This is a genomic window from Mycobacterium sp. 360MFTsu5.1 (assembly GCF_000383495.1).
GTDB lineage: Bacteria > Actinomycetota > Actinomycetes > Mycobacteriales > Mycobacteriaceae > Mycobacterium > Mycobacterium mucogenicum_B.
This window is the reverse complement of the sequence record NZ_KB911470.1, coordinates 82,164-103,003: the sequence shown is the minus strand read 5'-3', so window position 1 is coordinate 103,003 and position 20,840 is coordinate 82,164. Positions and strand designations below refer to the sequence as shown.

The window sequence follows — 20,840 nt, the reverse complement described above, 5'->3', positions numbered from 1 at the left end:
TTAGCTGGTCGAGCTGAGAACATAGTCGACATGAACGCCCGTTTGGGTCAACTCGGCAATCTTAAATCATCGGCCGGGATTCTGGCCGTGATCGTGGGCTTGGTCTGGTTGGCGACGTCTTTCGGCCAGCTCACTTTGTTGGGCATTGTCGCTATTGCCGCAGTGGTTGCCGGCATCTATGTCGGTTTACGGCATCCACTGTGGTTCTTGTACGGATTGGCGGTCGTCACCGGCGCCCTGCCTTTCGGATATTTCCCCGGTGTTCACGTCCCCTTATATCTGCCGTTCGCATTTGGTGCGGTGATCGCGTTGTTCGTGCATCCGCGACTGGCGCGGCCCATTCATCCGATGGAATGGTCGATCATCGCGCTCGTCATCACGTCGATCGCGTCCGTCGCGGTAACCGGCGTCGGCATGGGCGACATCATCCAGATCGTCCGGTGGTCGGTCGTGACGCTCGTGGCGATCGCACTGAGCAGCCTGACGTCCGAGCATCTGGAGAAATTCGGCCGCATATTCGTCTACGCGACGTTGTTCAACGCCGTATTCGGCTTGTACATCGTGGCTTTCGACCCCAACCAGACGTCGTTCAGATACCTGCGCGTCTTCGGCTATGCCGCGGAATACACCGCCACCCGCTTCGCTTTCACCGACGGCGGCATGGCGCGTTCCATGCGCCTGGGCGGCACCTCGGTCGATCCCAACGCCGAAGGCATCGCGCTTGTCGTCTCGATCGCCGTCGCGCTGGTCGTGCTGGCCGGTTGGCAGCGCATCGTGGTGACCGGCATCTTCGCGGTCGCGTTGCTGCTCACCCTGAGTCGGGCCGGCATGTTCACCGTCGTCGCCGGGGCGCTGCTGGTACTGGCCTTCCACACCATGCGGGCGCGAGACCGTGGGCTGGCCATCGCCGCCATGATCGCCGCCGTGGGCCTCGCGGCGGCGATACCCGAGGTGCGCACCAGATTCGCGCACTCGTTCAGCAGTGACGACGTCGGCTCCACGTCGCGAATTGATGCCATCCGCGAATTCCCCGACACCATGGCCGGTTACTGGTTGTTCGGAAAAGGCTGGAACCGGCTCGAATTCCGGGACGGCAACTACGCGTTCGTCCTCAACCATGTGTCGAACGCGCCATTGCTGACGATTTACCGCGGCGGCATCTTCACCGGTCTGGCGTTCTTTGCGATCATGCTGATCGGTTGCGTCATGAGCTACCGGGCGATCCGCTCCAATTCATTTCCGTGGGCGGTGTACGGCGGCATCTTCATCGGATTCTGCGTTGTCGCGCTCCAACTCGACCACCCGGTGGTCGGTATCCCGCCCGCCACACTCAAATTCTCGATTTTGCTGGCATTCCTGGTGCATATAGACCGAGAACGCCGAGATCAGATACGGCGACACGCCCAAGCAGATTCACAGCAAATGCCCATTTCTGCTGCACACTGAGGGCGCGTTTGCGCCTCGCGACGCACTTCATAGGTGAAGGGCGGTTGCACGATGCCCGGGAAGCGCCCCCGACGATCCGCCCGCCGTTTCTCGAGCGTGGCATCAGCGATCGCCGGCAGCATGGTCTGCGCCCTCATCGCCCTGACCGGCATCCCGGGGGACGCCCCTGAGCGGGTCAGGATCGCCGAGCGGGCCAACGTCGTCAACCTGCCGACCACCATCGGCTTCGCCGACTCCGACATCTACGGCCTGTCACCCGACGATGTGAACCGGACGTTGGCACTGATGGCCAACAACCGCGTCAACACCATCCGGTTGATGATCCCGTGGGCCGGGGTCGAACCCGTCCTCGGCCAGCTCGACTGGAGCCTGGTCGACAAGACGGTGAATGCCGCCGCCGCCATGAACATGTCGATCATCGCGTTCATCAACGCGACCCCACCCTGGGCCATGTCGCAGGGCGGCCTGCCACTGAGCAGCCGGCCGTCGGACCCGGACGCCTACGGCGCGTTCACGGCCAAGGTGGCCACGCGTTACAAGGGGAAGATCTCCGCGTACGAGGTCTGGAACGAGCCGAACGCGGTGTTCTTCTACAGTCCCGCACCGGATCCCGCGGGCTACACCGACCTGCTGAAGTCGGCCTATCCGCGCATCAAGGCCGCCGACCCGAACGCGACGGTGATCGGCGGCGTCGTCGGCGCCGTGGTGGACTTCGGCTCATGGTCGATCAACCCGGTGCGCTTCATCGCCGGGATGTACGCCGCCGGCGCCAAGGGGAACTTCGACGCGCTGTCGTTCCACCCGTACAACTACAACCTGAAGTTCTCCGACGGCATGCTGATCGCGAATTCACCTGTGCTGCAACTGGTTCAGATGCGCCAAGTGATGATCGACAATGGCGATGAGGAAAAGCGGATCTGGGCCACCGAGTACGGCGAGCCCACGTCGGTGGTCAACGAGACCACGCAGGCCGCGTACCTCAAGGACATCTACACAAAATGGCAGGAGATGCCGTACACCGGCCCACTGATGATCTACACCACGCGTGACCGGAAGACGGGAAGCAACCAGGCGGACGCCACCGTCGGGCTCTACCGCAGCGACTGGACGCCGAAGCCGGCGGCCGCGGAACTGGCGGCGACCATCGCCGCCGGCGTACCGAAATCCCCCGAGTTCCAGCGCTTCTCGCAGATCACGGACCCCGCGCACGGCTCGGTCCTGAGCCCGGTGTTCAAAGCCACCAAGACGGTGTGGGCGCAGGTCCGCACGGTCAACACCATCTACGAGCTGCCGAGCGGCTACGTGTCCTCGCCGCGCCCCGTGGCCGACATCGCGATGCAGCGGAATTCGGTGCCCGCGAGCGTGTTCGCCAACGGCCAACAGGACTTCACGGGTGGCCAGGCGTTCCGGGTCTGGTGGTCACCCGAGACCGGCGCCCACTGGGCCTCGAGCGCTTTCGCGCAGGCCTGGAAGCCGCAACTGGGGTTGGCCACCAGCGACGAGCGCTACGTCAACGGCTCCAACCGCGTCGACTTCCAGCACGGTTACATGGTCTGGGCACCGTGGGTCGGCGTAAAGGTCTACTACACCTGAGTCCCGCCGCGGAGCAGGTCGGCAACCGCCTTGTGCGGCAACCGGTCCTGCCACCGCTGCCGGTTGATCTCGTACAGCTGGTTCCCGAGGTCGACGGCGGCCGGCACCTCGGTGAGCAGCCTGCGGCACTCGGCGATGAACGCCGCGTCGTCGTCCAGCGGGCGCAGCCCGAAGATCGGCCCGAGTGATCCGATGGCCGCGGTGGTGGCGACGGCCGGCAGCCCGATCCGGATGGTGTCGAGCAGCTTGACCCGGACTCCCCCGCCAGTGCGGATCGGCGCGATCAGGGCACGGCAGGTGCCGAGGAACGCCCCGAGATCGTCGACGAAGCCGAGGTCTCGGACCCCGTCGGGATACACCGGGTCGGCCGCACCCGGTTTCTTGGCTCCGATGATGCACAGTTCGGCGCCGGGGATCCCGGCGGAGATGCGCGGCCACAGTTCGAGGGCGCGCAGGAACCCCTCCTGGTTGGGTGGCCAGTCGCGGGTGCCCATGAACACCAGCCGCGGCGGGGACGCCGCGATGTCGACCTGCGTACCGGGCGGCATCGTGATGTCCATGAACCGGGCATCCCGGACGCCGTTGTCGCGGTAGTACTCGGCTTCCTCGGCGTCGTAGGTGCTGACGGCATCGGCCGCGCGCGCGACGCGCAGTTCGTCGCGGACCAGCCGCGGTTCCTCGATGCGCCCGAGCGCGCCGCGCGACGCCCGCCAGACCAGCGACTCACTCACGTTGGTATTGACGACGAGTCGCTTCCTCCCGAAATGCCTGCTGCGGAAGAACGATTCGGCCATGTAGCTGTGTTCGGCGACGAACACGTCGGCGTCGCTGCGGTCGATGGCGCGGACCAGTTCGTCGGTGTCGAACCGCACGTGCACCAGGCTGAGCCGGCGGCGCAGGGAGTCGACGAGCAGTCGGTGCGGGCGCACGGCCGGCTTGTGGACGCGTTCCAGCGGTAGGCCGCCGGGAATCAGGTCGGCGGTGATGGTGCCGGGTTCGGGCGACAGCGCGATGGCCGACACCTCGAAGGAGTCGGCGGCCAGCTGCATGAGCATCCGGGCCAGCGCGACGTCACCGGTGTGTTCGAGCACCGGGTCCTTCGACAGGATGAAAGCGGTCTTGGGCGTGGTCATGAGTCCACCACGTCGCGGGGCCGGTAGACCGCCCAGGTGAACCCGGCGAGCATGATCGCGTCGGCGACGGTAGCCGCGATGGCCGCTCCCACCGCGCCCAGCGGCGTCAGCGTCGCGAGGGCGGCGACCATGCCCAGTTTCACCGGCACCAGGCCGACGGCGATGGTGAGCCGGAAGACGTCTCGCCGCTGGGTGTACAGGATCACCTGCAGCACGAAGATGCAGATGCGCAGTGCGGCGAAGCCGCCCATGATCATCATGGTCGTGGCGAGCTGGGCGGGTGCCCCGAAGGCGAACAGGAAGCCGCCGATGATCAGCAGCAGCGAGCCGCCGAGCGCCGCCATCCGCAGGATGTTGCGCAGCGGTGGGGCCGCGGACAGGTCGCCGCCGCTCTCCCGCAGCGGCTCGTGATAGGTCATGCCGAAGGACTGACCGGCGGCCGCCACCGCGGCCGCGACCACCCACGCCAGCTGGTAGTAGCCCGCGGCCGTGGTGTCCACCAGCGTGCCGAGCAGCAGCACGTCGCCGCCCAGATACAGCGTGGTGCCGAGCATTTCGCCGGTCAGCGCCGCGATCAACCGCGGCGGCCCGGGCGGTGCGGGCCGGTGGCCGACGGCCAGCTTGGCACCGACGAGCAGGATCAGCACGTAGGGCGTGCAGTACAGCAGCGAGGCATGGGTGAGCGTCGGGTGCGCCGAGGTGTACAGGTACACCGCGCCGATGCCGGCACTGGAGAACTGCCGCGCCGTGTCGAGCCGATACACCTTGTCCGGGTGGCCATCTCGCGCGGACTGGCTCTTGACCACGTTGAGGGCGATCTCGCCGCCGGCCACCATCAGGCCGAAGCCGATGACGTAGTTGACGTCGAACGTGACCGCGCCGGCAATGACCAGGCCCACCGCGACGAGATAGCGCATGGTGCGCTCACGCAGGAAGTGCTCCTCGGATTCCCGGATGGCCCGGACCGCGAAGGAATTGTCGACGGTGTTGCCGACGATGCCGTTGAGCACGGTCGCCATGGCGTACAGGCCGTATTCGGAGACACCCAGCCGCTGGACGAGGATCAGCGTCCACAGCAGGCCGACCCCGCGGCCGCCGTAGATCCAGACCAGGGAGATGAGCGTCTTCGCCACATTGCGGGTGGGCGCGTCGGGGGCAGTCAGGTCACACGCTCACAGATGCTCGGGTCAACAAGTCGGTCCACACGCGGCCGAACGCCTCGGCCGTCCGCGGCCCGGAGCAGGCCTCGCGGTAGGCCTCGACGTGCCGGCCGAACTCGGCCAGCCGCTGGTCGTCGGAGACGAGGGACACGATGGCCTTGGCCAACGACGACGCCACCTGTTCGGGGTTCTGGTCGCCGATGCGGACGACGAGGGCACCGGCGCGTTCGTCCAGTTCGGCCAGGGCGCCGTAGTCGGTGCACACCACCGGGGTCCGGTACGCCATCGCGTGCGCGACGGAGCCGGACGCCGGGTAGGTCTCGGCGTAGAAGTGGCGCTTGCCGTACGGAATCACCACGGCCCGTACCGAATCGAAGAACGCATCCTCGGCCGGACCGTCGACCGGGCCGACGATCTCCACCCCCGGCCCACCCGTCAGCGCCTCGGTCCCCCGGCCCGCCACGCGGATCACGACGTCGTCGGGCAGCTCCCGGCGGATGCGGGCGATCTGCTCGAACCCCTTGCCCCGGTACACATGCCCGAAGAAACCCACCGCCTTGGGCCGCTCGGCGAGCGGGCGCAGCCGCGGCCGTTCGGAGATGATGTGCGGCACGGCGGCGACCGTGGTGGCGGGGTAGGTGGCCTTGATGGAGTCCGCGCCGATCTGGCTCAGCGCGACCATCGTCCGGTCCCCGTTGACGATGCCCTCGATCCGCCGCGACAGCGGACGCAGCGGGTAGTGCAGGCCATGCATGACGAGCCGGTGCTGCGCCACGAACCGGGTCCGCGCCGGCCACCAGATGCCTTGCGGCGGATCGTGAACCGTCGCCGTCACCGGCACCCCGCGCAACCCCGCGATGGACCAGAACGCCGACACCGCACCGGCCGCCAGCTCCGCATGCACCAGCACGCGGCCCGGCGTACCGCCCGCCACCAACTCGGCGACCGCACGCCGGTGAGCCCGCACCTCGGCTACCGTCTCGGCGCCCGGACCCAGGGTGCGACGTTGTACGACCTCACCGAACAGCGGCCGTACGGCGTTGACGAAGTTCTCGGCGTAGTCGCCCACCGCGGTCTGGCCTTCGGCCGGACCGATGTAGACCAACCGGTACTCGCGCAGATCGACCGGCATCAGCAGAACAACGGCCGGTACTTTGCGCTGTAGCCCAATGCATCCGGATTACGCTTGGCGAACACTTTGGCGGGGTTGCCGCCGACCACGTCGAGCGGGGCCACATCCTTGACCACGAGCGCCTGTGCGGCGACGACGGCGCCGCGGCCGATCAGGGCGGGCAGCACCATGGCCCGGCTCGCGATCCAGACGTAGTCCTCGATCACCGTCGGGATCGGGATCGGCAGGAAGTCCGGGTGGTTGATGTCGTGCCCACCGCCGAGCAGGTGGACGTCGCTGGCGATCGTCACGTTGTCGCCGATCCACAGGCCGGCCCGCGCGTCGAGCAGGCAGCGGAAACCGATGGTGGTGCCGTTGCCGATCGTCAGGAATTCGATGTCCAGGATCGTGGTGCCGCGCATGATGGTCGACCACTCACCGATGGTGGCGCCGAACAGCCGCAGGAAGCCCTGGCGGATGGTGTGCGACGGGATGTGCGTGATGAACATGTTGAACAGCAGTTCGCCAATTCGGTTGCGCGCCTTGCGGCCCACGCCCATGCTCTGCATCTTGTAGTAGGTGACGCGGCCGTCTTCCCCGAGTTTCCATTCCGGATCCGGCGGCAATTTCAAGGTCGGCGCGGCCGCTTTCTTGCGTGCCACATCTGCTGGGTCTGCCGTTGCCGGCTCGCCAATCACGTTGTTCGCTCCCGTCGTCCCGGATTCCGAGTTAACCACAGTGTTTCGGCCTAGTCAGTGCAGCCGGCCCTGGCGCGCCAGCATCTCCGACCACTTTGCGGCGTAGGCGGCGGCGACGTTCTCCGGCGACCGCTCCTGGCGCGTCCGGTCGGCGTTCGCCTCCAGTTCCTTGAGCCGGGTTTCGTCATTGAGCAGGGCCTCGATGGCCGCCGAGAACCCGGCCGGCAGCGCCTTCGGGTCATCGGAGTCCATGGGCACGACGACCGCGCCGGTCTCGGTGCCGAACTCCGCCAGCGAGCCGTAGTCGGTGCACACCACCGGCGTGCGGTAGGCCATGGCGTGGGCCGCGACCGACGAGGCGGGGTAGGTCTCGGCGTAGAAATGGCGCTTGCCGTACGGAATCACCACGGCGCGCACCGAATCGAAGAACGCGTCCTCGGCGTCACCGTCGACGGCACCCACGATCTCCACCCCGGGGCCACCGGGCAGTGCCTCGGTCCCCCGGCCCGCCACGCGGATCACGATGTCGTCGGGCAGCTCCCGGCGGATGCGGGCGATCTGCTCGAAACCCTTGCCCCGGTACACATGTCCGAAGAAGCCCACGGCCTTCGGGCGTTCGATCACCGCGCGGACCCTGGGCCGGTCGCACACGAGGTAGGGGGCGTAGGCCACGTCGGTGTTCGGATACACGTCGCGGATGGACTGCGCCCCGATCTGGCTCAGCGCGAACAGCGTCCGGTTCCCGTTGACCGCGCCCTCGAGCATCCGTGACACCGGGCGCAGCGGGTAGTGCAGGCCGTGCATCACCAGCTTGTGCCGGGCCACGAACTTCGTGCGGCCCGGCCACCAGATGCCTTGTGGCGGATCGTGCACCGTCGCCGTCACCGGCACCCCGCGCAACCCAGCGATGGACCAGAACGCCGACACGGCACCGGCCGCCAGCTCCGCATGCACCAGCACCCGGCCGGGTTTCCCACCGGCGACCAGGTTCGCCACCGCGCGCCGGTGCCCCAGGATTTCCCGCGCGCTGTCGGAACCCGGCCCCAGCGTGCGGTGCTCGACGAGTTCGCCGACGTGTGGCCGCAGCGCCCGCGTCAGGTTCTCCGCGTAGTCGCCCACCGCCGTCTCGTGGTCCGCCGGACCGACGTACACCAGGCGGTAGTCCTTCAGCGTCGCGACCGGAGTCGCTTCTGGCGCCATCAGTACCCGGCCAGCTTGTCGACCGCTTCATGCAGTCGAGCGCTGAACGCGTCCTCGGTGAACTGGGAGACGTGGTGCTTGATCTTCTCCTGATCCCACGTCGCCGACTCGAATCGGTCCAGCGCCTCGCGCACCGAATCCGGTTGTGGTTCATCGAAATACAGGCCGGTGGTGCCCTCGTCGATGGTGTCGAGGAAGCCGCCGAACCGCAGCGCGACGCTCGGCCGGCCCCACACCCCCGCCTCGATGGGGGTCAGGCCGTAGTCCTCGAAACTCGATGACATCAGCGCTCGGCAGTTCTTGTAGAGCCAGGCCATCTGCCCGTCGGTCAGGTTGTGGAGCATGGTCACATTGTCGGTCTTCATCGACCGCAACCGCTCGGCTTCCGGCCCGTTGCCGACCACCACGAGCTGCCGGTCGCTGCCGGCAAACGCCCGCACGATGACGTCGACGTTCTTGTACGGCAGCAGCCGGCACACGACGAGGTAGAAGCTGCCATCCGGATCGCTCAGGTCGACCTTGTCCTCGAGTTCCTCGACGGGTTCGACAGCGTACGACCGCGACATCGCCACGGGCGCGAACATCACCTCGGCGTCGATGTCGTAGGCCTTCTTGACGTACCCGCTGATCATGGTCGAGATCGCGAGGTACTTGTCGGCCGCGAGCGCCTGCCGGCGGTCCCAGTCCAGCAGGCGCTTCTTGGTGAGCTTGAGGCCCAGGCGCTTGAGCGGGTTGGCGTGGTCCCCGAGGTAGGCCTCGGTCTGGTACAGCCAGCGCGCCGGGTTGTAGCAGTAGATGAGCTTCTTGCCGTTGGTGCGGAAACCGTGCGACCAGCCACTGCAGCTCGCCAGCACGATGTCGGCGTCGACGTACATGGACTCGGCCACGCGCGGATAGAGGGGCAGGGCGGCCCGGTGGTACTTGCGGGCCAGACCGACCTTGTTGAGCGCGGACACCCGGATGTCCAGGTCGGCAAACTCCGGGTAGGTCAGCTCGGGGTCGTACAGCATCGTGTACAGCGGGGCGTCCGGGAATGCCTTGGTCATCGAGAGGACAACTTTTTCCGCGCCGCCGAACTGGGTCAGATAGTCGTGGGCGATGGCCACCTTGGGCCCGTCCACTCCGTCGTACTTGCGCGTCGAATGCACTGTTGAGTATCCCTCTGCGCCGATCCGGTGATCGTCTCGCGGTCGTGAAGTCAGCTACCCGCAAATGCCGGGCACGCATATCGAACCGCAAACTAACGCAATTGACAAGCTAAATGCATCGCGCCTGCGCAGGACGCGCCCGCGACGGTGCGCACACACCGGCTCAGCTAAGTGCAATTCACCACCGGAAATCTGCCGTCCGCGGTTCCACGACCGGGCCGTAACGCCTGTTCACGGCCATGCCGACCAGGCAATTCGCCGCCTCCGAGAGAAGGCTCGGCGTCGCCGCGCTCACGACTCGCCCAGCAAATACCACAGCCTGAACGGTGTTCAACGCGAGTTCTGGGCGGGACCAGCGCGCGAAGTGTATATTGACTTACCAGCAAACTGCTGACGCAGGACGTGCAAGCCGCGGGGGCGGAAGAATCTATGAACGGTGCGCAAATGAGCGGTACACACGTGGACGTCCATTACAAGGACCTGGACACCCTGTGGCAGGGCTACGACGAGTCTGTCCGCACCTTGGCCGAGCGCGAGGGTGTCAAGGCCGTCGCCGAACTCGGTGGCGGCGCCAACCCCATCATCGGTGGCGACGACTGGAGCTTCGCCGACGAGCGCGTCGTCATCGACATCTCGGCCACCGAACTGGCCAAGGCCAACAGCCGCGTGCACACCCGCGTCGCCGATCTGTGCAAACCGATCGACAACGAGCTCAATGCGTACGACCTGGTGTTCTCCAAGATGCTCTGCGAGCACCTGCCCGACGCCCGCACGTTCCACGAGAACTGCTTCAAACTCCTTCGCCCAGGCGGACTTTCGGTGCATTTCTTCCCGACACTGTTCGCGTTCCCGTTCGTGGTGAACCTGCTCATCCCCGAGCAGGCGGCGCGCACCGTCATCAGCAAGCTGCAGCCCGGCCGGTTGCAGAACCCGCACCACGAGAAGTTCCCGGCCTACTACCGCTGGACCACCGGCCCCACCCAGAAGGCCATCAAGCGCTACGAGAGCGTGGGTTTCCAGGTCGAATCCTGGTCCGGCGCCTACGGCCACGGCTACTACCGCGTGCTGCCGCCGCTCGATGCCCTCGAGCGCGCGAAGAGCCGTTTCCTTCTTAAGCACCCGGTGCCGGCGCTCACGAGTTTCGCGGCTGTGGTCCTGCGCAAACCTGCGTGACCCGCCGAGTGAGCACCCCACCTTCACAACTTTCTTAGAGAACCGTTAACATCGTCGCCATGACGAGCGTGACCGAGCCACCGGTGGACAAGGCGATCGACATCCACACCACCGCAGGCAAGCTGGAAGACCTGCGTAGGCGTACCGAAGAGACCCTGCACCCCGTCGGCGAGGCCGCCGTGGAGAAGGTCCACCAGAAGGGCAAGCTCACCGCCCGCGAGCGCATCCTGGCGCTGCTGGACGAGGGCTCGTTCGTCGAACTCGACGCGCTGGCCAAGCACCGCAGCACCAACTTCGGCCTGGCCGACAAGCACCCGCTCGGCGACGGTGTGGTCACCGGCTACGGCACCATCGACGGCCGCGAGGTCTGCATCTTCAGCCAGGACGCCACCGTCTTCGGCGGCAGCCTCGGTGAGGTCTACGGCGAGAAGATCGTCAAGGTCCAGGAGCTGGCCATCAAGACCGGCCGCCCGCTGATCGGCATCAACGACGGCGCCGGCGCCCGCATCCAGGAGGGTGTGGTCTCGCTCGGCCTGTACAGCCGCATCTTCCGCAACAACATCCTGGCGTCGGGTGTCATCCCCCAGATTTCGCTCATCATGGGTGCCGCGGCCGGTGGCCACGTGTACTCGCCCGCGCTCACCGACTTCATCATCATGGTCGACCAGACCAGCCAGATGTTCATCACCGGACCGGACGTCATCAAGACCGTCACCGGTGAAGAGGTCACCATGGAGGAGCTGGGCGGCGCCCACACCCATGAGGCCAAGTCCGGCACCGTGCACTACGTCGCCTCGGGCGAGCAGGACGCCCTGGACTACGTCCGCGACCTGCTGAGCTACCTGCCCCCGAACAACTACGCCGAGCCGCCGCGCCTGCCCGCGCCGCCGCACCCGGGCGCCGTCGAGGACAACCTCACCGAAGAGGACCTCGAGCTCGACACGCTGATCCCGGATTCGCCGAACCAGCCGTACGACATGCACGAGGTCATCTCGCGCATCCTCGACGACGACGAGTTCCTCGAGATCCAGCCCGGCTACGCGCAGAACATCGTGATCGGCTTCGGCCGCATCGACGGCCGCCCGGTCGGCATCGTGGCCAACCAGCCGACGCAGTTCGCCGGCTGCCTGGACATCAACGCCTCGGAGAAGGCCGCGCGGTTCATCCGCACCTGCGACGCCTTCAACATCCCGATCATCATGCTGGTGGACGTCCCGGGCTTCCTGCCGGGCACCGAGCAGGAGTACAACGGCATCATCCGCCGCGGCGCCAAGCTGCTGTACGCCTACGGTGAGGCCACCGTCGCCAAGATCACCGTCATCACCCGGAAGGCCTACGGCGGCGCGTACTGCGTCATGGGCTCCAAGGACATGGGTTGCGACGTCAACCTGGCGTGGCCGACGGCCCAGATCGCCGTCATGGGTGCCTCGGGCGCGGTCGGCTTCGTCTACCGCCAGGAGCTCAAGCAGGCCGAGAAGGACGGCGTCGACGTCGACGCCCTGCGCCTGCAGCTGCAGCAGGAGTACGAGGACACCCTGGTGAACCCGTACGTCGCCGCCGAGCGTGGTTACGTCGACGCCGTGATCCCGCCGTCGCACACCCGCGGCTACATCGCCAACTCGCTGCGGCTGCTGGAGCGCAAGATCGTCCAGACGCCGCCGAAGAAGCACGGGAACATCCCACTGTGAGCGGAGCGAACGATTTGGCAGATGTGAGCGCCGACAACACGTCCGAAGCTGAGGCCCCCGTGGAAGCCCCTGTGGCCCCGCTGTTCCAGGTCGTCAAGGGCAACCCGTCCGATGAGGAGCTCGCCGCGCTGGTGACGGTGCTGGCCAGCGCCTCGGGCGCCGGCGGTGCCCCGGAGACCGGTGACCGCAACGACTGGGGCCACCCGGTCTCCAAGCTGCGGTACGCGTACACCAGCTGGCAGTTGGTGACCCTGGTGGAGCGGACCTTCATCCGGCGATGACCCGGATAGTGCTGGGCTCGGCCTCCGCGGGCCGGCTCAGCGTGCTGCGCAAGGCCGGTGTCGAACCGGTCGTGCTGGTATCCGACGTCGACGAGGACGCGATCATCGCGTCTCTCGGCGACGCCCGGCCCGGCGACGTCGTGCGTGCCCTGGCGACAGCCAAGGCGCAACGGGTCGCCGAATCACTCGATGCGAGCCTGTCGTCGGATTGCGTTGTCATCGGCTGTGATTCGATGCTCGAGTTCGACGGCCGGCTGACCGGCAAGCCGGGCACCCCCGATGTGGCACGGCGGCAATGGAACTCGATGGCCGGCCGCAGCGCCGTCCTGCACACCGGCCACTGCGTCCTGCGCCTGACCGACGGCGCCGTCACCGCTCAGGTCAGTGAACTCGGCTCCACCACAGTGCGTTTCGGCGAACCCACCGCCTCGGACCTGGAGGCCTACCTCGACACCGGCGAACCCCTCTGGGTGGCAGGCGCTTTCACCCTCGACGGCCTGGGCAGCTGGTTCATCGACGGCATCGACGGCGATCCCTCGAACGTCATCGGGCTGAGCCTGCCCCTGCTGCGCCGCATGCTGGCCCAGCTCGGCGTGTCCGTCGCCCAGTTGTGGGCCGCCAACCGGCCCGAGTAACTTTTTCCCGAATCCACCTATCCGCAGCGCATCCCGCGCCGAATTCCTGGTGACAAACCAGGAAGGACGGCACGGTGCGGCGGATAGCAGTGATCGGCAGCGGCATATCGGGGCTCACCTCAGCCTGGGTGCTCGCCCGCGACGCGGAAGTCACCCTGTTCGAGGCACAACCGCGGTGCGGTGGCCACGCGCACACCCATGAGCTGACGGCCCGCCGCGGCAGCGCCGCCGTCGTCGGCGTCGACTCCGGCTTCATCGTGCACAACGACCGCACCTATCCGACGCTGCTGCGGCTGTTCGCCGAACTCGGTGTCCGGACCCAGGAATCCGACATGTCGATGTCGGTCTGCTGCGAAGGCTGCGGCCTGGAGTACGCCGGCGCGAAGGGGCTGACGGGCCTGTTCGCCACACCCGGCGCGGTGGTCTCCCCGCGTTACCTGCGCCTGCTCGCCGAGGTGACGCGTTTCCACCGGCTCGCCCGCGCCGAGCTGGCGCGCGGCGTGGCAGATGGTCAGACACTCGGCGAATTCCTCGGCGCCGCAGGGTTTTCCCGCTACTTCGTCGCGCATTTCATGGTGCCGCTGGTCGCGGCGGTCTGGTCGTGCCCGCCGGACGTCGCGCTCGACTACCCCGTCGGCTACCTGCTGGCGTTCCTCGACCACCACGGCATGCTGACGGTGTTCGGTTCACCGACATGGCGGACGGTGACCGGAGGTTCTGCGCGGTATGTCGAAGCGATCACCGCGCGCCTGCCGTCGGTCCGCCCCGGCGTACCTGTACGCACCGTCACCCGGACCACCGACGGCGTGCTCGTGCGTGACGACGCCGACCGGGTGGAGCCGTTCGACGCCGCCGTCATCGCGACCCATCCGAATCAGGCCCTGTCGATCCTCGACCGGCCGACGGCCGACGAGGTCGACATCCTCGGCGCCCTGCGGTACTCGATCAATCACACTGTGCTGCACACCGATACGTCGCTGCTGCCGCGTCGCCGGGGCGCCCGGGCGTCGTGGAACTACCGGATGCCGTCGTGCACCGTCCAGGCCGACGAGGTCCTGGTCAGTTACGACCTCAACCGGCTGCAGCGACTCGACGCGAGCACCGACCGGCGGTTCGTGGTGACGCTGGGCGGCGGCAGCCGGGTCGACCCGGGCCAGGTCATCGCGACCATGCTGTACGACCATCCGCAGTACTCCCCCGAGTTCCGCGCCGCGCAACAGCGGCTGCACACGCTCGGCGATCACCGGTTGGCGTTCGCCGGCGCGTATCACGGCTGGGGCTTTCACGAAGACGGCGCGGCCTCGGGCGTCGCCGCGGCCGAACGTCTCGGTGGTACGTGGAGCGGCCCGGTGCCGCCCCTGCTGCGGCCGGCGGGGAATGTCGTATGAGCCCACCACAGATCGTGCGAACCAGCATCCACCACAGGCGGACCGTGCCGGTGCGGCACGCGTTCACCTACCGCAGCTACAGCTGGCTGGTCGACCTCGACGCCGTGCCCGAGTTGCCGCGCCTACTGCGGCCGTTGGCCGGCTTTCACGCCGCCGACCATGCCGGCGATCCGAACCGCACACTGCGTGAGAACGTCGAGGCCTATCTCGGTGACCACGGCATCGACCTCGGCGGCGGCCGCATCCGAATGCTGGCCAATGCCAGGGTCTTCGGCTTCGTGTTCAATCCGCTGACCGTCTACTGGTGCCACGACGCCGCCGGCGCACTGGTGTGCGCCATCGCCGAGGTGCACAACACCTACGGCGGACGCCACCGCTACCTGCTGCGCGCCGACCATCGCGGCGAGGTCACCGTGCCGAAGGCGTTCTACGTGTCGCCGTTCAACCCCGTCAGTGGCCGGTACGTGCTGCGGGTTCCCGAACCGGCGCGGGGCCGGCTCGGCGTGGCGGTCACGCTGCTCGACGCGGCCGGCGAGGTCGTCATGACGGCCACCTGGACCGGGTCCGTTCACCCCGCCCGTCCCACAACCGTTCTGACCACCGCACTGGCAGCGCCGCTGGCGCCGCTGCTGGTCCTCGCCCGCATCCGCTGGCAGGGCGTGCGCCTCTGGGCGCGCGGACTGCCACTGCATCCCCGCCCACAGGAGGCCGCCCTATGACGAATCAACTCCACGACGGTGCCGCCGCGTACGATCCGTTTTTGCCGGCCAGGTGGACCGAAATCGCCCAGGTGCCAAGCGGTCTGCGCACCCGGCTCGGCACGCCCGTCACGCGTGCGTTGTTCCGGGCCGCGGTGCGGGACCTGCCGGTTCGGGTGGAGTATCCGGACGGCACCGTCCAGGGTGCGGCCGGCGCCGATGATCCGGCCGCACCGCGAATGTTGTTGCACCGCCCCGACGATTTCTTCGGCCGGATCGCGAACAGTGGCCTGATCGGCTTCGGCGAGGCGTACATGGTCGGCGACTGGTCCGCACCTGAGCTCACCGCCGTACTCACCGCGCTGGCGTCCCGCATCGACACGGTCGTGCCGGCCGTGTTCCAGGGACTGCGCTCGGTGCTGCTGCCACGGACCCCACGCAACCACCGTGGGGCGCAAGCGGATACGCGCGCGAACATCGCCCATCACTACGACCTGTCCAACGAGTTCTTCAGCATGTTCCTCGATCCGACGCTGACCTACTCGTGCGCGCTGTTCGACACGCTCGACCCGCCGCCGGCGTGGCGCGACCTGGCGGCCGCGCAGCACCGCAAGATCGACCGGCTGCTGGATGCCACCGGCGTCGGCGCCGGCACGCGGCTGCTCGAAATCGGCACCGGCTGGGGCGAATTGGCGATCCGCGCGGCGCAGCGTGGCGCGCACGTACACACCGTCACACTGTCGCGCGAGCAGCAGCTGCTGGCTCGGGAGCGCATCGCCGCCGCCGGGCTGTCGGACCGGATCACGGTCGAGCTGTGCGACTACCGCGACATCACCGGCACGTACGACGCAATCGTCTCCATCGAGATGATCGAGGCCGTCGGGTATCGCTACCTACCGGCGTACCTGCGCACGCTCGAGCGTCTCCTCGAGGCCGACGGCCGGGTCGGCCTGCAGCTGATCACCATGCCGCACAAGCGCATGCTGGCGTCCCGCGACACCTACACGTGGGTGCACAAGTACATCTTCCCGGGCGGGTTCCTGCCGTCGGTCAAGCTCATCGAGAAGTCGGTCAGCACACATACCGCACTGCGCATCACCGACCGGCATTCGTTCGGACCGCATTACGCCCACACGCTGCGACTGTGGCTGCAGCGTTTCACCGCCAACAGCGCCGGCGCCGACGCGCTGGGGTTCGACCGCATCTTCCGGCGGATGTGGCGCTTCTACCTCGCCTACTCCGAGGCGGGCTTCGCCTCGGGCTACCTGGACCTGCACCAGCTGGTCCTGCAGCCGAAGGCGCGATCGTGAGCACGCCGCCCGGATCCGACGGGTTGCGCCAGATCGCCCCGGTTCCCACGCCGCCGTGCGACGATTCCCGCATGGATGGTGAGCCGGACCGCGCAGCGCTGCTCACCGCGATCGCTGACGGCGACAGAACGGCTTTCACCGAGTTCTACGACCTGACCTCGCCACGGGTTTTCGGCCTCGCCTACCGCGTCGTGCGGGACCGGACCCTGGCCGAGGACGTCGTGCAGGAGGTTTTCCTCCAGGTGTGGTCCTCGGCGGCACGGCAGTACGACCCCGCACTGGCCAGCCCGATCGGCTGGCTCATGACGTTGACCCACCGCCGCAGCATCGACCGGGTGCGCTCGGAACAGTCGGCCGCCGACCGCAACCACGCCTACGGCGCCTCGAACCTCGGCCGCGAGCACGACACCGTCGCCGACGAAGTGGGACAGCGACTCGACGAGCAGGAGGTCACCGACTGCCTCGACGGATTGACCACCGTCCAGCGCGAAGCCATCGGCCTGGCGTACTACAGCGGCCACACCTACCGGGAGGTCGCCGAGCACCTCGACGTCACGCTCCCCACCATCAAGGCCCGTATCCGGGATGGCCTGATCCGCCTGAAGAACTGCTTGGGGGTGGGCACCGATGCCTGACAGCTACACCGACGACGAACAGCAATTGCTCGATCTGGCGTACGTATACGCACTCGACGCGGTGTCCGAGGCCGAACGTTCGGACATCGCCGGCCGCCTCGGCATCGCCGCGCCGCACACCGCGCAGGCGTTCGCCCGGATCGTCGGCGACACCCAGGAGACCATGGCACTGCTCACCGCGAGTGACACCCTGACGCCGCCGGCCGAACTGCGCGCGCGCATCCTGCAGGCGATCGGTATCCAGTCGGCCGAGCGCAGTTCGGATGAGTTGGCGCTCAGGCGAACCCGGCGACGCCGGTTGCTCGTCCGACTCGCGGCGGCCGCCGCGGTCATCTGCGCGATCGCCATCGGCACGACGGTCGTCGCCGACCGCTTCACCGAGCACCCGGGACAGCCGACGGTGTCGCAGGTGCTGGCCAACCCGGACGTCCGCACGTACTCCGCACCCGTCGCCGGGGGCACCATCACCCTCAGCGCGTCGCAACAGGCGAACGCCGTCGTGGTGGCCATGGCGGACGTGCCTGCGCCACCGGCAGGCCACGTCTACCAGATGTGGTTCATCCCGGCGTCGGGCGCGCCGCGGTCCGCCGGCACCATGAGCGCGGACACCATGCCACCGCCCGGCGGCGAGGTGATACCCGCACTGGACGCGGCCGCCAAGGTGGCCGTGACGGTCGAGCCGGGCTCCGGGTCCAGCCAGCCGACGAGCACCCCGGTCGTCGTCGTCTCCCTGACGTGACGGCCATGGTCCGCGCCTTCTTCGACGATCTCCTGGACCGCACCGTCGTGTTCGGCTACTCCCGCGTGGGACTGGCCGTGCGGCAACAGTTCTGGCAGACACCCGAACTGCCGGGCGAGGCACTCGCCGGCCGCACCGTGCTGGTGACCGGGGCGAACTCCGGTATCGGCAAGGCCATCGCCACCGAACTCGCGGCGCTCGGGGCGACGGTGCTGATGACGGTGCGCGACCGGGCCCGCGGCGAGGCCGCCCGGCGCGACGTGCTCACCGACGTACCGGGAGCCAAGGTGGCGGTGGAGGTGTGCGACGTGTCGCACCTGGCCGCGGTCCGGTCGTTCGCCGCGGACCTGCTGTCCCGGCGGCCACGGCTGGACGCCGTGATCCACAACGCCGGGGTGATGCCCGAGGCGCGGACGGAAAGCGCGGAGGGACACGAGCTTTCGCTGGCAACCCACGTCCTGGGCCCGGTGTCGCTGACGGAGCTGCTGCTGCCGGCGCTCACCGCCGCGCCCGACCCGCGGGTGGTCCTGATGTCCTCTGGCGGTATGTACACCCAGTCGCTTCCGGTCGATGACATCGAGTATCGGCGCGGGCATTACCGCGGCGCCACGGCGTACGCGCGCAGTAAGCGCGTCCAGGTCGCGTTGACGCCACTGCTGGCGCGGCGCTGGCCCGAATTGATGGTGGCCGCCATGCATCCCGGTTGGGCCGACACCCCGGGCGTCGCGCAGTCACTGCCGGGGTTCCGCCGCCTGACGCGCCCGATCCTGCGGACGTCCGAGCAGGCCGCCGACACCGCGGTCTGGTTGACGGCCACCGAACCCACCCCGGTTTCCGGACAGTTCTGGCACGACCGCCGCATCCGCCCCACGCGCTACCTGCCCACCGGCCGGGACGACGACGCCCAGGTGCGGCAGGTGTGGCAGTACTGCGCCGCTGCCATCGGTTTGTGAGGACTTGCCGCGCAATCAGATTCGTTCGAGTTCGCGGCGTAGTCCGCGCGCCCCGTCGTCGAGAAGGTGTGCCACCGCGAGTTGCAGCAGGGGCTCGATCCACCGCAGCCACCCCTGGAACGCGAACCTGATCCGGTAGGTGACCTCGGTGCCGTCGGGGTGCGGAGCCACGGTGATGGTGTCGCGCGCGACCAGGTACTGATTGACCCCGCGCAGTTCGATCGCCTGCCCCGGCGTCAGGCTGGTGACTTCGTATGTGATCTCCGACGTACGGCCGGCGAAGCGGGACGTGTTCGCGTAGCGGGTACCCACGCCGCCGTCACCGGCGATGCGTTCGGTGTGCACGGTGCCGGGGTCCCACTGCGTCGTGGTCGTGAAGTCCGCCAGGTACGCGAAGACGGCGTCCGCAGGCGCGGCCACCACCACCTGACGCTGCGCGTCGATCATCGGGCCGCCTTCCCCAGCTGATGGCGCAGGCACTGTTCGAGATCCGGGCGCCGGAACCGGTGTCCGGCGTCGATGAGCCGGCCGGGCACGACGCGCTGACTGGCCACGGCCAGCTCGCGCGCCCCCTGCCGGCCGAGCAGCAGCGCCGGCCCGAGGGCGGGCACGGGCAGCACGGCCGGACGGTGCAGCACCCCGGCCAGGGTCCGCGTGTAGTCCACGTTGCGGACCGGTTGCGGGGCAACGGCATTCACCGGACCGGACAGCCCGGCGTCGACGAGGGCGCGGTGGTACACATCGACGAGGTCGTCGATGTCGATCCAGGACAGCCACTGCCGCCCGTTGCCGAGCGGGCCGCCGAGACCGGCGGCGAACAGCGGCCGCATCAGTTGCAGCGTGCCGCCGCGCGGCGTCTGCACGATCCCGGTGCGGACGTTGACGACGCGCAGTCCGGCGTTGGTTGCAGGCGCCGTCGCCGCTTCCCAGTCGGCGACGACGTCGGCCAGGAACCCGTCGCCCGGTTGCGCCGATTCGTCGAGGTGTTCGTCGGCCCGGTCGTCTCCGTACCAGCCGATCGCGGACGCGCTGACGAACACCGATGGTCCGTCCGTCGCCGCCGCGGCGCACTCGGCCAGCCGGCGGGTCGGCTCGATCCGGCTGTCACGCACCGCTTTCTTGTGCCCGTCGGTGAAACGGCCGGCAATCGATGCGCCCGCCAGGTGCACCACGGCGTCGATGCCGTCGAGCAGATTCTCCGCGGGTGCGTCGGGATCCCAGCGGCGTTCGGTGTCGTCGCGTGGTTCGCGGCGCACCAGCCGGATGACCCGGTGGCCACCGGTGGACAGGAAGGCGGTCAGGGCGCTGCCGACCAATCCCGATGCCCCGGTCACCGCGACCGAGCCGGGACGCGCACCGTGTTCGCGCGCCCACTGGTGAGCGGCCAGGTCGTCGCTCAGTTGGCGATGGCGGTAGCGGAACGTCGACTCGAGCAGGTTCCCGGGTACCGGCGCATCGACGCGGTCGGTGACCCGGGTGCGCCCGTCGCCGACGGCGTCGAAGCAGTGTTCGTGCCGCCAGTGCCCGACCAACTGTGTTGGCAGCGAACGCAATCCGTCGCGGCTCAATTCGTCGACGAACCGTGCGGGCGGCGCATAGTCGGCGGGATTGTGTTGTGCGTTCCAGCGCAACCCGCCCGGCAGGCCGAGCACGGCGCGCCCGTCGGCCAGCGACGCCGCTTCCGCGACCACGCTCATGGGCTGCCACGGCGGCAGCATCCGGTGGATGGCCCCCGGCCGCGCATGCCAGGCGAACACGTCGTTGCGTGGCGCGTCGACCACACTGCTGTACTCGATTCCCATCAAACCTCCGAGTCGAATCGGTCTCAGTGGGATTCGGAGCCAACCGGCC

20 protein-coding genes are annotated in these 20,840 nt (G+C 68.2%); 12 read left to right on the top strand and 8 right to left on the bottom strand.

Annotated features, from left to right (window positions below; translation table 11 throughout):
• Positions 1-30: 30 nt before the first annotated feature.
• Together H289_RS0121455 and H289_RS0121450 are read left to right on the top strand one after the other, a co-directional pair.
• Positions 31-1,446 (top strand): O-antigen ligase family protein, encoded by a 1,416-nt coding sequence (locus H289_RS0121455; protein ID WP_020102885.1) that lies wholly within the window; start codon positions 31-33, stop codon positions 1,444-1,446.
• 96 nt (positions 1,447-1,542) lie between these two features.
• Entirely contained in the window at positions 1,543-3,039 is a 1,497-nt protein-coding gene (locus H289_RS0121450) for a beta-galactosidase (protein WP_020102884.1), read from the top strand.
• Here H289_RS0121450 and H289_RS0121445 read toward each other — a convergent pair.
• The 6 genes from H289_RS0121445 to H289_RS0121420 form a co-directional block, all read right to left on the bottom strand.
• Positions 3,030-4,172, bottom strand: a complete 1,143-nt coding sequence (locus tag H289_RS0121445; protein ID WP_020102883.1) for a glycosyltransferase — start codon at positions 4,170-4,172, stop codon at positions 3,030-3,032. The two genes, H289_RS0121450 and H289_RS0121445, sit on opposite strands and share 10 nt — an antisense overlap.
• On the bottom strand, positions 4,169-5,305 hold the full coding sequence (locus H289_RS0121440) for a polysaccharide biosynthesis protein (protein ID WP_020102882.1): 1,137 nt from the start codon (positions 5,303-5,305) through the stop codon (positions 4,169-4,171). The genes H289_RS0121445 and H289_RS0121440 overlap by 4 nt, the downstream gene beginning before the upstream one ends.
• A 31-nt stretch (positions 5,306-5,336) precedes the next feature.
• Positions 5,337-6,464 carry a glycosyltransferase family 4 protein gene (locus H289_RS0121435; RefSeq protein ID WP_020102881.1) on the bottom strand — a complete coding sequence of 376 codons (1,128 nt, stop codon included), beginning with the start codon at positions 6,462-6,464 and terminating at the stop codon, positions 5,337-5,339.
• Complete coding sequence (locus H289_RS0121430; RefSeq protein WP_020102880.1) at positions 6,464-7,105, bottom strand: acyltransferase; 642 nt, start codon at positions 7,103-7,105, stop codon at positions 6,464-6,466. Before H289_RS0121430 ends, H289_RS0121435 begins: the two co-directional genes overlap by 1 nt.
• A 90-nt stretch (positions 7,106-7,195) precedes the next feature.
• Positions 7,196-8,341, bottom strand: coding sequence for a glycosyltransferase (locus tag H289_RS0121425; RefSeq protein ID WP_020102879.1), 1,146 nt, complete (start codon positions 8,339-8,341; stop codon positions 7,196-7,198).
• Complete coding sequence (locus H289_RS0121420; protein WP_155944207.1) at positions 8,341-9,489, bottom strand: glycosyltransferase; 1,149 nt, start codon at positions 9,487-9,489, stop codon at positions 8,341-8,343. Before H289_RS0121420 ends, H289_RS0121425 begins: the two co-directional genes overlap by 1 nt.
• Before the next feature lie 444 nt (positions 9,490-9,933).
• On the opposite strand from H289_RS0121420, the gene H289_RS0121415 reads away from it, so the two are divergent.
• The 10 genes from H289_RS0121415 (at position 9,934) to H289_RS0121370 (ending at position 18,989) form a co-directional block, all read left to right on the top strand.
• Positions 9,934-10,662 (top strand): class I SAM-dependent methyltransferase, encoded by a 729-nt coding sequence (locus H289_RS0121415; RefSeq protein WP_231388093.1) that lies wholly within the window; start codon positions 9,934-9,936, stop codon positions 10,660-10,662.
• Positions 10,663-10,721: 59 nt separating this feature from the next.
• Positions 10,722-12,350, top strand: coding sequence for an acyl-CoA carboxylase subunit beta (locus H289_RS0121410; protein WP_020102876.1), 1,629 nt, complete (start codon positions 10,722-10,724; stop codon positions 12,348-12,350).
• Positions 12,347-12,631 (top strand): acyl-CoA carboxylase subunit epsilon, encoded by a 285-nt coding sequence (locus H289_RS0121405; RefSeq protein ID WP_036421027.1) that lies wholly within the window; start codon positions 12,347-12,349, stop codon positions 12,629-12,631. The genes H289_RS0121410 and H289_RS0121405 overlap by 4 nt, the downstream gene beginning before the upstream one ends.
• Positions 12,628-13,266: a Maf family protein gene (locus H289_RS0121400; RefSeq protein ID WP_029105550.1), complete on the top strand. Its 639-nt coding sequence runs from the start codon at positions 12,628-12,630 to the stop codon at positions 13,264-13,266. The genes H289_RS0121405 and H289_RS0121400 overlap by 4 nt, the downstream gene beginning before the upstream one ends.
• Before the next feature lie 74 nt (positions 13,267-13,340).
• On the top strand, positions 13,341-14,654 hold the full coding sequence (locus H289_RS0121395) for an FAD-dependent oxidoreductase (RefSeq protein ID WP_029105549.1): 1,314 nt from the start codon (positions 13,341-13,343) through the stop codon (positions 14,652-14,654).
• Entirely contained in the window at positions 14,651-15,373 is a 723-nt protein-coding gene (locus tag H289_RS0121390; RefSeq protein ID WP_029105548.1) for a DUF1365 domain-containing protein, read from the top strand. Before H289_RS0121395 ends, H289_RS0121390 begins: the two co-directional genes overlap by 4 nt.
• Positions 15,370-16,662: an SAM-dependent methyltransferase gene (locus tag H289_RS0121385; RefSeq protein ID WP_020102869.1), complete on the top strand. Its 1,293-nt coding sequence runs from the start codon at positions 15,370-15,372 to the stop codon at positions 16,660-16,662. Before H289_RS0121390 ends, H289_RS0121385 begins: the two co-directional genes overlap by 4 nt.
• Positions 16,659-17,297, top strand: a complete 639-nt coding sequence (gene sigK, locus H289_RS0121380; RefSeq protein ID WP_020102868.1) for an ECF RNA polymerase sigma factor SigK — start codon at positions 16,659-16,661, stop codon at positions 17,295-17,297. Before H289_RS0121385 ends, sigK begins: the two co-directional genes overlap by 4 nt.
• Positions 17,290-18,036, top strand: coding sequence for an anti-sigma factor (locus tag H289_RS0121375; RefSeq protein WP_020102867.1), 747 nt, complete (start codon positions 17,290-17,292; stop codon positions 18,034-18,036). Before sigK ends, H289_RS0121375 begins: the two co-directional genes overlap by 8 nt.
• Before the next feature lie 5 nt (positions 18,037-18,041).
• The gene (locus H289_RS0121370; protein WP_029105547.1) at positions 18,042-18,989 is read left to right on the top strand and encodes an SDR family NAD(P)-dependent oxidoreductase; all 948 of its coding nucleotides are present in this window, start codon (positions 18,042-18,044) and stop codon (positions 18,987-18,989) included.
• Between the two features lie 15 nt (positions 18,990-19,004).
• On the opposite strand, the gene H289_RS0121365 is transcribed toward H289_RS0121370, so the two are convergent.
• On the bottom strand, positions 19,005-19,436 hold the full coding sequence (locus tag H289_RS0121365; protein WP_020102865.1) for an SRPBCC family protein: 432 nt from the start codon (positions 19,434-19,436) through the stop codon (positions 19,005-19,007).
• Positions 19,433-20,791, bottom strand: a complete 1,359-nt coding sequence (locus tag H289_RS0121360) for a TIGR01777 family oxidoreductase (RefSeq protein WP_020102864.1) — start codon at positions 20,789-20,791, stop codon at positions 19,433-19,435. Before H289_RS0121360 ends, H289_RS0121365 begins: the two co-directional genes overlap by 4 nt.
• Positions 20,792-20,840: the final 49 nt, after the last annotated feature.

Bases quoted from the DNA above. Each gene is read 5' to 3' on its own strand.
- H289_RS0121455 (WP_020102885.1), top strand. From the start codon at position 31: ATGAACGCCCGTTTGGGTCAACTCGGCAATCTTAAATCATCGGCCGGG.
- H289_RS0121445 (WP_020102883.1), bottom strand. From the start codon at position 4,172: ATGACCACGCCCAAGACCGCTTTCATCCTGTCGAAGGACCCGGTGCTC.
- H289_RS0121435 (WP_020102881.1), bottom strand. From the start codon at position 6,464: ATGCCGGTCGATCTGCGCGAGTACCGGTTGGTCTACATCGGTCCGGCC.
- H289_RS0121425 (WP_020102879.1), bottom strand. From the start codon at position 8,341: ATGGCGCCAGAAGCGACTCCGGTCGCGACGCTGAAGGACTACCGCCTG.
- H289_RS0121415 (WP_231388093.1), top strand. From the start codon at position 9,934: ATGAGCGGTACACACGTGGACGTCCATTACAAGGACCTGGACACCCTG.
- H289_RS0121410 (WP_020102876.1), top strand. From the start codon at position 10,722: ATGACGAGCGTGACCGAGCCACCGGTGGACAAGGCGATCGACATCCAC.
- H289_RS0121400 (WP_029105550.1), top strand. From the start codon at position 12,628: ATGACCCGGATAGTGCTGGGCTCGGCCTCCGCGGGCCGGCTCAGCGTG.
- H289_RS0121390 (WP_029105548.1), top strand. From the start codon at position 14,651: ATGAGCCCACCACAGATCGTGCGAACCAGCATCCACCACAGGCGGACC.
- H289_RS0121385 (WP_020102869.1), top strand. From the start codon at position 15,370: ATGACGAATCAACTCCACGACGGTGCCGCCGCGTACGATCCGTTTTTG.
- H289_RS0121375 (WP_020102867.1), top strand. From the start codon at position 17,290: ATGCCTGACAGCTACACCGACGACGAACAGCAATTGCTCGATCTGGCG.
- H289_RS0121370 (WP_029105547.1), top strand. From the start codon at position 18,042: ATGGTCCGCGCCTTCTTCGACGATCTCCTGGACCGCACCGTCGTGTTC.
- H289_RS0121365 (WP_020102865.1), bottom strand. From the start codon at position 19,436: ATGATCGACGCGCAGCGTCAGGTGGTGGTGGCCGCGCCTGCGGACGCC.
- H289_RS0121360 (WP_020102864.1), bottom strand. From the start codon at position 20,791: ATGGGAATCGAGTACAGCAGTGTGGTCGACGCGCCACGCAACGACGTG.